This is a genomic window from Micromonospora sp. C28SCA-DRY-2 (assembly GCF_030519475.1).
In the GTDB taxonomy this organism is placed as follows: domain Bacteria; phylum Actinomycetota; class Actinomycetes; order Mycobacteriales; family Micromonosporaceae; genus Micromonospora.
Genome location: NZ_JAUMKD010000002.1, coordinates 308,432 through 321,643 on the forward strand (window position 1 = coordinate 308,432; position 13,212 = coordinate 321,643).

General features: G+C 75.9%; 11 protein-coding genes and 1 pseudogene. 2 read left to right on the forward strand and 10 right to left on the reverse strand.

All coding sequences use genetic code 11. The features are described 5' to 3' along the window. Nucleotides 1–187 precede the first annotated feature (187 nt). The 3 genes from lepA to Q3W71_RS09890 all read right to left on the reverse strand — a co-directional run bounded on the left by lepA (nt 188) and on the right by Q3W71_RS09890 (nt 3,420). The gene (lepA, locus tag Q3W71_RS09880; RefSeq protein WP_302919015.1) at nt 188–2,065 is read right to left on the reverse strand and encodes a translation elongation factor 4; all 1,878 of its coding nucleotides are present in this window, start codon (nt 2,063–2,065) and stop codon (nt 188–190) included. Between the two features lie 207 nt (nt 2,066–2,272). Beyond that, entirely contained in the window at nt 2,273–2,809 is a 537-nt protein-coding gene (locus Q3W71_RS09885; protein WP_302919016.1) for a DUF4240 domain-containing protein, read from the reverse strand. Continuing rightward, on the reverse strand, nt 2,806–3,420 hold the full coding sequence (locus Q3W71_RS09890) for a DUF4240 domain-containing protein (protein ID WP_302919017.1): 615 nt from the start codon (nt 3,418–3,420) through the stop codon (nt 2,806–2,808). Before Q3W71_RS09890 ends, Q3W71_RS09885 begins: the two co-directional genes overlap by 4 nt. Nucleotides 3,421–3,480: 60 nt before the next feature. Here Q3W71_RS09890 and Q3W71_RS09895 point away from each other — a divergent pair, with 60 nt between their 5' ends. Then, nucleotides 3,481–4,452, forward strand: coding sequence for a phosphotransferase family protein (locus Q3W71_RS09895; protein ID WP_368050613.1), 972 nt, complete (start codon nt 3,481–3,483; stop codon nt 4,450–4,452). 328 nt (nt 4,453–4,780) lie between these two features. Beyond that, nucleotides 4,781–5,047: a 30S ribosomal protein S20 gene (gene rpsT / locus Q3W71_RS09900; RefSeq protein ID WP_302919019.1), complete on the forward strand. Its 267-nt coding sequence runs from the start codon at nt 4,781–4,783 to the stop codon at nt 5,045–5,047. Nucleotides 5,048–5,759: 712 nt separating this feature from the next. On the opposite strand, the pseudogene Q3W71_RS09905 reads toward rpsT, so the two are convergent. The 7 genes and pseudogenes from Q3W71_RS09905 to Q3W71_RS09935 form a co-directional block, all read right to left on the reverse strand. Continuing rightward, nucleotides 5,760–6,146, reverse strand: a pseudogene (locus Q3W71_RS09905) (hypothetical protein); the annotation flags it as partial. Next, complete coding sequence (gene holA / locus Q3W71_RS09910) at nt 6,143–7,123, reverse strand: DNA polymerase III subunit delta (RefSeq protein WP_302919020.1); 981 nt, start codon at nt 7,121–7,123, stop codon at nt 6,143–6,145. The pseudogene Q3W71_RS09905 and the gene holA, both read right to left, overlap by 4 nt. A gap of 124 nt (nt 7,124–7,247) precedes the next feature. After that, a complete protein-coding gene (locus Q3W71_RS09915) occupies nt 7,248–9,602 on the reverse strand; it encodes a ComEC/Rec2 family competence protein (protein ID WP_302919650.1) in 2,355 nt (784 codons plus the stop codon). A 305-nt stretch (nt 9,603–9,907) separates the two neighbouring features. Further along, entirely contained in the window at nt 9,908–10,702 is a 795-nt protein-coding gene (locus Q3W71_RS09920; RefSeq protein WP_302919651.1) for a ComEA family DNA-binding protein, read from the reverse strand. 305 nt (nt 10,703–11,007) lie between these two features. Continuing rightward, nucleotides 11,008–11,178, reverse strand: a complete 171-nt coding sequence (locus Q3W71_RS09925) for a hypothetical protein (RefSeq protein ID WP_302919021.1) — start codon at nt 11,176–11,178, stop codon at nt 11,008–11,010. Nucleotides 11,179–11,232: 54 nt separating this feature from the next. Beyond that, nucleotides 11,233–12,000 (reverse strand): SDR family NAD(P)-dependent oxidoreductase, encoded by a 768-nt coding sequence (locus tag Q3W71_RS09930; protein WP_302919022.1) that lies wholly within the window; start codon nt 11,998–12,000, stop codon nt 11,233–11,235. A gap of 305 nt (nt 12,001–12,305) precedes the next feature. Next, nucleotides 12,306–13,169 carry a DegV family protein gene (locus Q3W71_RS09935; protein WP_302919023.1) on the reverse strand — a complete coding sequence of 288 codons (864 nt, stop codon included), beginning with the start codon at nt 13,167–13,169 and terminating at the stop codon, nt 12,306–12,308. Nucleotides 13,170–13,212: the final 43 nt, after the last annotated feature.

Here is a 13,212-nt window from a genome sequence, read left to right on the forward strand (position 1 = left end):
TTCGCCGACCGCCGCCGGACCGGCAAGAGCCCCCGTCGACCGCCCGCCGGGGCATCCCGACCACCCACCGCGGCGGCGGCTCGACACGACGACGGCCGGCGCCCCGGATGGCCCCGGACCGTGGGGTCCGGGCCCGACCGGGGCGCCGGCCGTCGTACGTCTGCCGCCGGTCGGACCGGCGGCGGCCTCACTTCTTGCCGGGAGCCTTGCCGTCCCCGGAGTCGGAGGAGAGCGCGGCGATGAAGGCCTCCTGGGGGACCTCCACCCGGCCCACCATCTTCATCCGCTTCTTGCCTTCCTTCTGCTTCTCCAGCAGCTTGCGCTTACGGCTGATGTCACCGCCGTAGCACTTGGCGAGCACGTCCTTGCGGATCGCCCGGATGGTCTCCCGGGCGATCACCCGGCTGCCGATCGCCGCCTGGATCGGCACCTCGAACTGCTGGCGCGGGATCAGGTTGCGCAGCTTCGCGGCGATGGAGGTGCCGTAGTTGTACGCCTTGTCCTTGTGCACGATCGCGCTGAACGCGTCCACCGGCTCGCCGTGCAGCAGGATGTCCACCTTCACCAGGTCGGACGACTGCTCGCCGGAGGGCTCGTAGTCCAGCGAGGCGTACCCCTTGGTGCGGCTCTTGAGCTGGTCGAAGAAGTCGAAGATGATCTCGGCCAGCGGCAGGGTGTAGCGCAGCTCCACCCGGTCGGCGGAGAGGTAGTCCATGCCGAGCAGGTTGCCCCGGCGACCCTGGCAGAGCTCCATCACCGCGCCGACGTAGTCGTTCGGGGTGAGCACGGTCGCCCGCACGGTCGGCTCGAACACCTCGGCGATCTTGCCGGTCGGGTACTCGCTCGGGTTGGTGACCACCACCTCCTGGCCGTCCTCCTGGACGGCCCGGTAGACCACGTTCGGCGCGGTGGAGATCAGGTCGAGGTTGAACTCGCGCTCGAGCCGCTCCCGGATGATCTCCAGGTGCAGCAGGCCGAGGAAGCCGCAGCGGAAGCCGAAGCCGAGCGCACCGGAGGTCTCCGGCTCGTAGGTGAGCGCGGCGTCGTTGAGCTTGAGCTTGTCGAGCGCGTCCCGCAGGTTCGGGTAGTCCGAGCCGTCGATCGGGTAGAGGCCGGAGTAGACCATCGGCTTCGGGTCCTTGTAGCCGCCGAGCGCCTCGGTGGCCGGCCGGGAGTTGATGGTGACCGTGTCACCGACCCGGGACTGCCGGACGTCCTTCACGCCGGTGATCAGGTAGCCCACCTCGCCGACGCCGAGCGCGTCGGCCTTCTGCATCTCCGGCGAGATGACCCCGATCTCCAGCAGCTCGTGCGCCGCGCCGGTGGACATCATCTTGATCCGGTCCCGGGCGTTGATGTGCCCGTCGATCACCCGGACGTAGGTGACCACGCCCCGGTACACGTCGTACACCGAGTCGAAGATCATCGCCCGGGCCGGCGCGTCGGCGTCGCCGACCGGCGGCTGGAACTGCCGGACGATCTCGTCGAGCAGGTGCGGCACGCCCTCGCCGGTCTTGCCGGAGACCCTGATGCAGTCGGCCGGGTCGCCGCCGATCAGGTGGGCCAACTCCTCGGCGTACTTCTCCGGCTGGGCGGCCGGCAGGTCGATCTTGTTGAGCACCGGGATGATGTGCAGGTCGTTCTCGAGCGCCAGGTAGAGGTTGGCCAGCGTCTGCGCCTCGATGCCCTGGGCGGCGTCGACCAGCAGGATGGCGCCCTCGCAGGCGGCCAGCGAGCGGGACACCTCGTAGGTGAAGTCGACGTGGCCCGGGGTGTCGATCATGTTGAGCACGGCCTGCTCGCCGGCCCGCTCGCCCTCCCGGATGGTCCACGGCATCCGGACGGCCTGGCTCTTGATGGTGATGCCGCGCTCGCGCTCGATGTCCATCCGGTCGAGGTACTGGGCACGCATCTGCCGGGGGTCGACCACGCCGGTGAGCTGCAACATCCGGTCGGCCAGGGTCGACTTCCCGTGGTCGATGTGGGCGATGATGCAGAAGTTCCTGATCCGTGCCGGGTCGGTGGCACCAGGAGCGTTCGCGCCGGAATCGAGCGTCGGAGGCACAGCTGTCCGTTCTGGTCGGCTGACGTTGAGCAGGCCGGCGCGACGCCGGCCCCCTCTATGCTCCCACGTCGCCGGCGCGCTCCCGCTGCGCGGGCGATCCCCGGCCGGCGACCTCGTGCCGCCGGCCGCCGGGCGGGGGGCGTCGGGCGTGCCCGCGCCGGCCTCACCCGGCGGGCGGCTCGCCTTGACTCGGCGGGCGGCTCGCCCTTACTCGGCGGGCGGCTCGACGAAGAGCGCGGCGAGCTTCGGCAGCCGCCGGCGGGCCTCCTCCTCGTCGTCGAAGTCCCAGAAGTCGTTGAGGTCCGGCACCGGGACCGGGTCACGGTCCGCCGGCAGGTCGGTCGCGGTCGCCTTGCGGTACGCGTCCCAGGGCACCGAGAGCATCTCCTCGCACTCGAACTCCTCGCCGCTGAGCGAGGCGGCCCGCACCTGCGGCAGCTCGGCCAGCGAGTCCGGGTCGGCCACGGCCCGGGCGAAGACCTCCCGGCCCTGGGTCATCAGCCAGCCCCGGAAGTACTCGAAGCCGTCGTCCGAGGCGCCCCCGTTGATCAGGTAGGCCGCGCCCCAGAGGTCCACCCGGTAGGAAGCGGCGAGCACCCGCTGCTGGTGGCGCGCGTAGCCGACGATGTCGGCCGGGTCGCGCTCGGCCAGCAGCGCCGCCGCCCGCGCGGCGACCGCGCCCGGCTCGCCCCCGCCGCCGGCGCGGGCCCGGTCGATCAACTGCCAGAAGTCGTCGGTCCTCATGGCCTGGCAGTCTCCCAGACCGACCACGGCCGCCGGTCGGGCAGCGGGAAGAGCGCGTCGAGCCGGGGAAAGCGCCGGGCGAACTCGACCGGATCCTCCAGCGCCCACTCCTCGTCCTGCGGATCGGGCGACATGCTCACGTCCCGCCCGCGCGCCGCCAGCGCCCCCGCCAGGCCGTCCTCGTCGCCGGTGATCCGCTCGTACGCCCGCTCGGCCACGTAGTCGAGCGACTCCCAGTCGGGCCACTCGTGATCGGCCCAGTCCCGGTTCGACCGGCCGGCCAGCCGGCGGACCTGCGGCACGTCGGCGAGCGCGTCCGGGTCGGCGACCACCCGCTCGAACGTCGCCCGGCCCAGCCCCACCAGCCAGGCCTGGAAGTAGTGGAAGCCGTCGTCGGAGCAGAGCCCGCCGCAGACGCGCAGCGCGGCGCCCCACAGCGACCAGGTGTCGGCCCGGGCGCGGGCCTCGTCGAGCCGGAGCGCGAAGTCGACCAGGTCGTCGGTGGGCCGCTCGGCCAGGCGGTCGGTGAGCCAGTCGAGGCGAGCGTCCGGGTCGGCGGTGGCGGCGGCGGACGCCTCGATCAGCGCCCAGAAGTCGTCGGTGGCGATCACCGGCGCAGTATCGCGGGGCGGTACGACAGCCGGCAGCATGGAGGCGTGCCCCCGCCGTCGCTGCCCCCGGTGCCGTACGACGCGACGGCGCTGCGGCCGGACTGGGCCGACCTGCCGGCCGGGCTGCGCGCGGCGCTGGCCGACCGGCTCGGCGCCCCGGTGGTCGCGGTCCGGGTCGCCGGGGCCGGCTTCACCCGCGGGTTCGCCGGTGTGCTCAGCACCGCCGACGGGGGCCGGGTCTTCGTCAAGGCCGCGCCGGCCGCCGGGCAACCGCACCTGGTCGACTGGTACGCCCGGGAGGCGGCGATCCTCGACCGGCTGCCCGCCGGCCTGCCGGCGCCCCGCCCCCGCTGGACGCTGCGCGCGGCGGGCTGGTTCGCGGTCGGCCAGGAGGCGATCGACGGCCGTACGCCCGCGCTGCCCTGGCACCCGGCCGAGCTGGCGGCCACCCTGGCCGGGTACGCCCGGCTCGCCGCCGCGCTGGCCGATCCGCCGGCCGAACTGGTCGCCCTGGGGCTTCCCCAGCTCGCCGACCTGGCCCGGGAGGACATCCTCTGGTGGGGTGAGGTGGCCGCCGGCCGCGAGCCACCGCCGCCCCTGCCCGGCCCGGTCCGGGACCGGCTGCCCGACCTGGTCGCCCTGGAGTCCCGCCTGCCCGGGTACGCCGCCGGCGCCCCCGGGCTGATCCACGGCGACCTGCGGCTGGACAACGTGCTCCTCGACGCCGCCGGCCGGGCCTGGTTCTGCGACTGGACCTGGCTCTGCCACGGCCCGCCCTGGTTCGACCTGGCCAGCCTGCTGATCACCGGGTACGCCAGCGGACTGGACGCGGACGCCCTCTTCGCCGCCCACCCGGCCGCCGCCGGTGCTCCCCCGGACGTGCTGGACGTCACCCTGGCGGCGCTCGCCGGCTACTTCCTCACCACCGCCGCCTCGGCCCCGCCGACCGCCTCGGTGCACCTGCGGACGCACCAGCGCTGGAGCGGTGAGCAGGCACTCGACTGGCTCGCCCGCCGCCAGGGCTGGGCGTGACCCCGCTGACTGCGCCGCTCCGCCCCGGCGTCCCCGCGCGGATCGGCCACGAGCCGGCTTCCGCGCCGGTCCCCTGAGCCCGGCGTCCCGCGGGACGACCCGAGCCGGCGTCCCTGCGAGCCGCCGCGGGCTGGCGTTGGTCGACCCCGGCGTGGCAGGGGCAGGATGGGGCGGTCGGTCCTCGCCCGGCGCCCGATCCGGGCATCGCGGAGCCGGCCGTTTTGGCTCGTCCCGGGCGACCTGGTAACCTGGCTCTTCGCGCAGCGATGACGCATGCTCGTCGGGCGCACAAGCAGACCAACCCGAGCTATCAAGACGAGGCTGTCGCGTGGCGAACATCAAGTCCCAGATCAAGCGCAACCGGCAGAACGAGAAGCGCCGGCTGCGTAACAAGTCGGTCAAGTCGTCGCTGAAGACCGCCATCCGCAAGTTCCACGAGGCCGCCGAGGCCGGCGACGCGGAGAAGGCCACCGTCCTCATGCGCGACGCTGCTCGCAAGCTGGACAAGGCCGCCAGCAAGGGCGTGATCCACGCCAACCAGGCCGCGAACCGCAAGTCCGCGATCGCCAAGCGCGTGGTGTCGCTCTCCGCCTGATCCGGCGGACCCAGACCTGACCGGAAGCCCCGGGGCGGTGCCCGGGGCTTCCGTCTGTGTGTGCGCGGGCACTTCCCCCGCCGCCGGTCCGGCGCCCGGGTGCGGCCGCGTCACTGTGCCCGACTGACGGCTACCGCCACTGCTGCCCGAGTGACGGCTACCGCCACTGCTGCCCGAGTGACGGCTACCGCCACTGCTGCCAGATGGCGGCGCGGCCACCGGCGTTCGGTGCGGGCCACAGCTACCGTCGGCCGGGGCGTGGCGCCTGCGGGTGCACCTGTTGTCGTTCCCACGACCACAGACGCACCCAGTTAGGTGACGGGCTGCCGCCGCTGGCGGTTCAGGTCAGCGGAGTCGGGCGGCCGGTGGTCGAGCCGGGGCCGGTCTCCGGTGGGCTCGACGGCCCGCGCCCGCCGGGGCCGATCTCGGGTGAGCTCGACGCCCGGCGCACGCCGGGAGCGATCTCCGGTGGGCTCGACGCCCGGCGCGCGCCGGGAGCGGTCTCCGGTGGGCTCGACGCCCGGCGCACGCCGGGAGCGATCTCGGGTGGGCTCGACGCCCGGCGCACGCCGGGAGCGATCTCGGGTGGGCTCGACGCCCGGCGCACCGAGCCGGGACCGCCCGGCGGGTCCGATCCGCCCGCCCCGGTCGCCGGGGCGACGCCGGTCGGCCGGTCCCCGCCGCCCGACTTGTTCCGAGCGGGCCTGCGCACCGGCTCGGACGTGATGACCACCCCCGGCACGCTGTGCGTGATCCACTCGACCTGGGCCCGGCCGACGACCGGCTCCATCTGCCGCCGGAACCGCTCCCGCTCCTGCTCGGGCACGGCCGCCGCGGACCGGACCACCAGCGCGGCCACCATGTCGTTGAGCTTCACCATCACCGCCACCGCGGCCGGCAGGACCAGCACCGCCCACCAGGTCACCAGCTCGGCGAGGGCGAGCAGCGCGGCGAGCGCGACGACGCCCTCGAAGAAGAGGAAGCAGAGCACCCCGCCGGGATTGACGAAGCGCAGGCCGAGGATCCGGGCGTAGAGCGGCCGGTACCGCTCCTCGTCGGCCGGGATCGTCGCCCACGAGCCGTGGCCCGCTCCGCTCACCGGGCGCCACCCTGCCGGGCGGCCGCGACCGAGAAGAGCGCCCGCTCCAGGGCGTACGCCCGGTCGTCCGCGCCGCCCTTGACGGCGGCGTTGCACTCGGCGGCGGCCTGCATGGCCTGTACCAGCCCTTCCGGCGTCCAGCCGCGGGCGCGCTGCTGGGCGGAGCGGATCTTCCACGCCGGCATGCCGAGGGTGCTCGCCAACTGGTAGGGGTCGCCCCGCCCGGCCGCCGCGACCCGGGCCACGGTGCGCACGCCGTCGGCGATCGCGTCGGCGATCGGCACCGGGTCGACCCCCACGTGCAGCGCCCAGCGCAACGCCTCCAGCGCCCCGGGCAGGTCGCCCACCATGGCGGCGTCGGCGACGGTGAAGCCGGTCACCTCGACCCGGCCCCGGTAGTAGCGCGCCACGGTGTCGGCGCCGATCCGGCCGTCGGTGTCGGCCATCAGCTGGGAGCAGGCGGCGGCCAGCTCGCGCAGGTCGTTGCCGACCGCCGCGATGAGCGCCTCGGCGGCGTCCTCGGTGCACTTGCCGCCGGCCCGGCGGATCTCGTCGCGGACGAAGGCCACCCGGTCCCGGTGGCCCTTGAGCTTGGCCGCCGGCACGACAGTGGCGCCGGCCGCCTTGAGCCCGTCGGCGAACGCCTTGCCCTTGGCGCCGCCGAGGTGCAGCACGACGAGCTGCACCTCCGGGTCGGGATTCTTCGCGTACGCCAGCAGGGCGGTGACCAGGTCCTTGCGGGCGTCCTGACCGGACCGGAGGACCAGCACCCGCCGGCCGCCGAACAGGGACGGGCTGAGCATCTCGGCGATCTCGCCGACGGTCAGCGAGCCGGCCTGGTACTCCCGGACGTCCACGTCGGGGTCCACACTGCGGGCCCGGGCGACGGCTTCGGACACCGCCCGCGTGGCGAGCAGCTCTTCGTCGCCGAGGACGAGCAGAATGGGAGCGAGGCTGGCGGCGGTCACGCCGCCCATATTCGCACGGCACGCTGCCGGATCCAGCCTGGTCATCGGTACTCCGCTCGCGGAGCCCGCACTCAGCGCAAATCCAGACATCTATGTTGATTCATCGCTAATCGCTGGAATCGCCGTCGATCCGTCAACGCTGGCGCCCCGGGTCGACGCCCCGGGTCACCACCGCCAGGCCGGAGCGCCCGACCACCGCCGCCAGGTCGCCGTCGGTGTCGGTACGCAGCACCCGTGCCCCGCCCCGGGCCAGCCGGGCCAGCAGCGCCGGATTCGGGTGCCCGTAGGTGTTGCCGGTGCCGACCGGCACCAGGGCGACCGCCGGACGGACCGCGTCGAGGAACGCCGGGTCCTGATAGGCCGAGCCGTGATGCGGCACCTTCAGCACCTCCGCCCGCAGCTCCCCCGCCGGTACGTCGGCCAGCAGCGCCCGCTGCTGCTCGGTCTCCGCGTCGCCGGTGAGCAGGATCCGCACCCCGGACACCACGGCACGCAGCACTATCGAGTTGTTGTTCGGGTCGGAACGGGTGCCGCGCAACGGATGCGCCGACCCGAGGGTGGCCAGCTCGACCGCACCCGCCCGCCAGCGCCAGCCGGGCGTCACGGTCAGCAGCTCGGCGGCCCGTGCCGCCGCCTCCAACCGGACCAGGTCCCGACCGTGTTCCGGTTCCGGCCACGGTGGAGCGAGCACGGCCGCGACCCGGCGTCCCCGGAACACCCCGGCCACGCCACCGGCGTGGTCGACGTGGAAGTGGCTGATCACCAGCAGCGGCACCTCCCGTACGCCGAGCCGGCGCAGGCAGGCGTCCACCGCCGCCGGCTCCGGGCCGGCGTCGACCACCACGGCCCGCCCGGCGCTCACCGGCAGCACGATCGCGTCGCCCTGGCCGACGGCGCACGCGGCCACCACCCAGCCCGCCGGCGGCCAGCCGTCCGCCACCAGCCGGACCGGCAGCGTGCCGAGCATCACGGCGACCCCGACCACCGCGACCAAACGGCGCACCAGCGGCCGTCGGGTGGCCACCAGCAGCGCGCCGGTCAGGCCGGCCAGCAGCAGCGCGCCCGGCACGCCGCCCGGCCAGGGCAGGGTGCCGGCCGGCAGTTGCGCCCCGTACCGGGCGACCGTGACCAGCCACCACGCCGGCCAGCTCGCCAGCCAGGCGGCGAACTCGGCCCCGGTCGGCCAGACCGGTGACACCGCCGCCGCGAGCACGCCGAGCACGGTGGCCGGCGCGATCGCCGGTACCGCCAGCAGGTTGGCCGGCACCGCGACCAGGCTGACCGTGCCGGAGATCCCGGCGACCACCGGAGCGCAGGCGAGCTGTGCGGCGGCCGGCACCGCCAGAGCCTCGGCCAGCCCGGCCGGTACGCCCCGACGACGCAACCCGTCTCGCCACCGGGGCGCGAGCAGCAGCAGGCCACCGGTGGCCAGGACGGAGAGCGCGAAGCCGGGGTCGCCGGCCAGCTCCGGGTCCACCAGCACCAGCACCGTCACCGCCGCGGCCAGGGCCGGCAGCGCGGCGCGGGGTCGGCCGGCGGCCAGCGCGACCAGCCCGATCGCGCCCATGGTGGCGGCCCGCACCACGCTCGGCGACGGACGGACCAGGATGACGAAGCCCACCAGCGCCACGGCGCACAGCCCCGCCGCCAGCCACGGGCCGGCCCGCGCCCACCGGGCCAGCAGCAGCACCGCACCGACGACGATCGCCACGTTGGACCCTGAGACGGCGTTCAGGTGGGTCATGCCGGTGGCCAGGAAGTCCTCCTCCACCGTGGCCGGCAGCCGGCTGGTGTCCCCGACCACCAGGCCGGGCAGCAGTCCACCCTGCTCGTCCGGCAGCGGCTCGCAGGCGCGTTGCAGACCGGCCCGGAGTTGGCCGGCGGCCCGCTGGGAGGTCGGCGCCGGGCCGTGCGGCTCGGGCGCACCGGTGGCGCGCAGCACGGCGGCGGTGAGGTCGCCGCCACGCGGGGCGGCCAGCCGCCCCTCGGCGGTGAGGCGCTGCCCGGGCAGCAGTCCCCGCCAGCCCGGGTCGGTGGCGAGCACCAGCACGCGCACCGGCGCGACCACCCGCCGACCGTCCGGGCCGGTGACGCCGACCAGTTCGGCCGCCACCAGCAGCATCGCCGGCCGGCCGATGGCGCCGCCGCGGACCGGCCGGGGATCGTCGCGCACCACCAGCTCGGCGGTGACGCTGGCCCGCTCGTCGACCAGGGCGCGGACCGGCCCGGCGTCCCGGACGGCCAGCCGGGCGGCGGTCGCGCTGGCGCCGCAGACCACCCCGATCAGGACCGCGACGGCGATCCAGCCGTACCGCCGCAGGCGCGCCGACGGCCGGCCGAGGACGCCCAGCAGACGCAGCACGCCGAGGACGGCCAGCGCGGCCGCCGTCGCGGCCAGCAGCAGCGTGCGCGCGGCGGTGAGGTGCAGCCCGGCCAGCGCTGCCAGCCAGGCCGCCACCGCCAGCCCGGCCAGCCGCAGGTCCGGCACCGCCGCCCGCTCCCCGCCCGCCGACCCGTCCGACCCCTCGGCCCGGTCCCCCGCCGCGCCGTCCGGCCCCTCGGCCTCGTCCCCGCCCGGCACCCGGTTTTCACCCGACACCTGTTCGGCGGTCGCCACCGGGCCCCGCGCCACCCGGCTGACACCCACCGTCCGAGCCGGAGAGATCACCCCGTCCACGCCCGCCACCGCCTCCGGATCCGCTGCCCTGTCCGTGCCTGCGGGCCGGGCCGAACGGGGTGGGGCGGCCGGTGTGCCGGCTCGGCCGGCGCCGGGAGCGGGCGGGTGCCGGGTGCTCACACCGTCACCAGGTCCTTGAGCTGCTCGTACCGGGCGTCGCCGATGCCGTCCACCTGGCGCAGGTCGCCGACGGACCGGAACCCGCCGTGCTGCTCGCGGTGGTCGAGGATGCGTTGGGCGAGCACCGGCCCGACGCCGGGCAGCGAGTCGAGCTGCGCCAGCGTGGCGGTGTTCAGGTTGACCCGCCCGCCGGGTGCCGCCGCTGCGGGCCCCGGCCCGGCCGGTGCGCCGGGTGCGCCCGCCACGTTCGGCGGCGCCGGGACGCCGACCACTATCAGCTCGCCGTCGGTGACCTTGCGGGCCGGGTTGAGCAGGGCCACGTCCACGCCGGGCAGCGCCCCGCCGGCCGCCTCGACGGCGTCGGCGACCCGGGCACCGGCCGGCACCCGGACCAGCCCGGGCCGGCGTACCTTGCCCGCCACGGCCACCACCAACTCGCCGGCCGGTGACGCCACCGGATCGTCGAGCGACGACGAGCCGAGCGGCCCGGCCGGTGCCGCGGTCGCCAGCGGGGCGACCGGCTCGGCCCGTGGCCGGGACCGCCAGGCCCAGAAGCCGGCGCCGAGCACGACCAGCACGGCCACCAGAGCCAGCGCCCGTACGCCCCGCCGCCCCGGATCGAAGACCCCGGGGCCGGGCAGGCGGGGCGTCGACGGGCCGGCCCCCGCCCCGCCCACCGCTTCCGGGTCGGGACCCGACCGGGCGGCAGGCCGCGACAGGGTGGCCCGGACCGGCACGTGGCCGAGCCCGGACAGCAGATCCTCGGGGACAGCGGGCGAAGGGCCGCCCACCCGATCCGGTCCGGCGAGCGGCGGCTCGCCGCCGAACGACCCCGGGGCAGCGCTCAGGTCGGGCGGGTCTGCCGCGAGCCCCGGCGCGGCGCCGGACCGCCCGGCAGGAGGCGCATCGGGCCCCTCCGCGTCGTCGGCCGCCGCGCCGGGCAGCAGGCGCCGCAGGCGCTGGCGCACCACCGCGTCCTCGTCATTCGACACGGCGCGAGGCTAGGCCGCTCCGACCGCCCCCGTACGCTCGCGCCGGTCCGGCTGTGGACACACACCTGCCCTGTGGACAGCGCCCTGATCATGCGGCGGGTGTGCTAGCGAATGCTCGCAGCCGCGTCGGTGTGCGCCGGCCAGAGGCGCAGGTGGCCGGCCAGGTCGAGCCCGTCGAACCAGTGGTGCGGTGTCACCCCCGCACCGCTCGGGCCACCACCCAGCCGTCCTGACAGACGCTCGGCCAGGTCCTTCGCGGTGATCATGATCGACACGAGCCGAGCCGCCGGGCCACGCTTTCCTCCCCGGCGCGTCCGCGACCGCGCTGGTCAGTGCGCCTCGGGGTCGATGCCGAGCACCGAACGGCCGCCGTCGACCGGCAGGGTCACCCCGTTGACGAAGCCCGCCGCGGGCGACAACAGGTAGGCGACCGCCTCCGCCACCTCCTCGACCCGGCCGATCCGCCCGACCGGGTGCAGGCGCCGCAACTCCGCGTCGATCCACTCCGCCTCGGCCGGTTCCCGCTCGGCGAGGAAGGCGGCGTGCCGTTCGGTGGCGATCGACCCGAGCGCGACCGCGTTGGTGCGGATGCCGTGCGGGCCGTACTCGACGGCCAGCGCCCGGGTCAGCCCCTCGACGGCCGCCTTCGCCGTCGCGTACGGCAGGCAGCCGCGCACCGGCCGGCGGGCCTGGTGGGACGAGACGTTGACGATGGCGCCGGCGGTGCCGGCGGCGAGGTACCGGCGGACCGCGGTGGCCGCGCCGACCACGGCCGGGCGCAGGTTGAGCCCGATCAGGTCGAGCACCTCGGCCGCGGGCGCGGCGTGCACCGAGGCGTCCCGGAACACCGCCGCGTTGTTCACCCACCCGGTCAGCGGGCCGGCGCGTTCCGCCAGGTCGGCGGCGCGCGTGACGATCTCCTCGGCGCCGGCGTCCCCGATCACCGCCACCAGCCGTTCCGGGGTAGCCGAATGGCGCAGCCAGTCGAGCGCGTCGCCGTCGTGTTCGATCATCACGACGGTGTCGCCGGCGGCCGCCAGCCGTTCCGCGACGGCCCGGCCCACGCCCCGGCCACCGCCGGTCACCACGATGGACATCGCTGCTCCTCTCCCCCGCCGTCACCCTGGCCAGCACGCTTGCCTGCCGGCCGCTGCCCCATCCGTGCGGGCAGCTCGAAAGGACACGTCGCCCTCCGCCTGCCGCGCCGGGCAACCCAGCGGAGCCGACCACCCGGCCCGGGCAGCTCCACGAAGCCAACCTGCCAGCCCGACCCGTCCTCCGCCGCCCGGCCCGGCCTCAGCGGAGAGCCGCCACCGGCCGGGCACGCACGCCACACCAACCCTGCCAGCTCGACGGGACGGGCACCGTCCGAACAGGCCGCACCCCGGCGGGGACCGGCCGGTCAGCCGCCGTCGGGGGCGGGCCGGCGGTGCACCACCACGCACGCCAGGCCCGGACCGGCGTGCGCGGCCACCACCGCACCGGCCTCCGAGACGTACGCGTCGTGCAGGCGGTCGCCGAGCCGCTCGCGCAACGCGGTCAGCAGCGCCTCGGCCCGCTGCGGGGCGGCGAGGTGGTGCACGGCGAGGTCCACCTCGGCGTCGCCGGCCGCCTCGACGGCCAGGTCGACCAGCCGCGCCACGCCCCGGCTCGCGGTGCGCACCTTGTCCTTGAGCACGATCGCGCCGTCCGGCATGTGCATGATCGGCTTTACCGACAGGGCGGTGCCGAACAGCGCCTCGGCCGCGCCGATCCGGCCGCCCCGGCGGAGGAACTCCAGCGTGTCGACGTAGAACCAGATGGTGGTGCGGCCGACGGTGGCCAGCGCGGCGTCGCGTACCGCCGGGAGGTCGGCGCCCCGGTCGGCGGCCGCGGCGGCCGCCACGGCCGGGAAGCCCAGGCCCATGCCGCAGGAGCGGCTGTCGACCACCGCGACCCGGTCGCCGAACTCCGCGGCGGCCAGCCGGGCCGCCTCCACCGTGCCGGAGAGTTCGGCGGAGATGTGCACCGAGACGATGCCGTCCGCACCGTCGTCGAGCAGCCGGCGGTACGGCTGGGCGAACTGCTCCGGGGCGGGCCGGGAGGTGCTCACCGAGACCCGCCGGCCGCCGAGCGCCCGGGTCGCGTCGGCCGGGAACGTCTCGACGCCCTCCAGCCCCTCCGCCCCGTTGAGCACGACGGTCAGCGGCACCACGGTCAACCGGTGGGCGGCGAGCAGTTCGGCGGGCAGGTAGGCGGTGGAGTCGGTGACGACCGCGACGGGCATGCCCGGCACGCTAGCCGATGCCGCCCCGGTGCGCCGAGGCCGC

Excerpts from the sequence above, each read along its gene's own strand:
- holA (WP_302919020.1), bottom strand. The coding sequence starts at position 7,123 with ATGGGCGGCGTGACCGCCGCCAGCCTCGCTCCCATTCTGCTCGTCCTC.
- Q3W71_RS09930 (WP_302919022.1), bottom strand. The coding sequence starts at position 12,000 with ATGTCCATCGTGGTGACCGGCGGTGGCCGGGGCGTGGGCCGGGCCGTC.
- Q3W71_RS09935 (WP_302919023.1), bottom strand. The coding sequence starts at position 13,169 with ATGCCCGTCGCGGTCGTCACCGACTCCACCGCCTACCTGCCCGCCGAA.
- Q3W71_RS09885 (WP_302919016.1), bottom strand. The coding sequence starts at position 2,809 with ATGAGGACCGACGACTTCTGGCAGTTGATCGACCGGGCCCGCGCCGGC.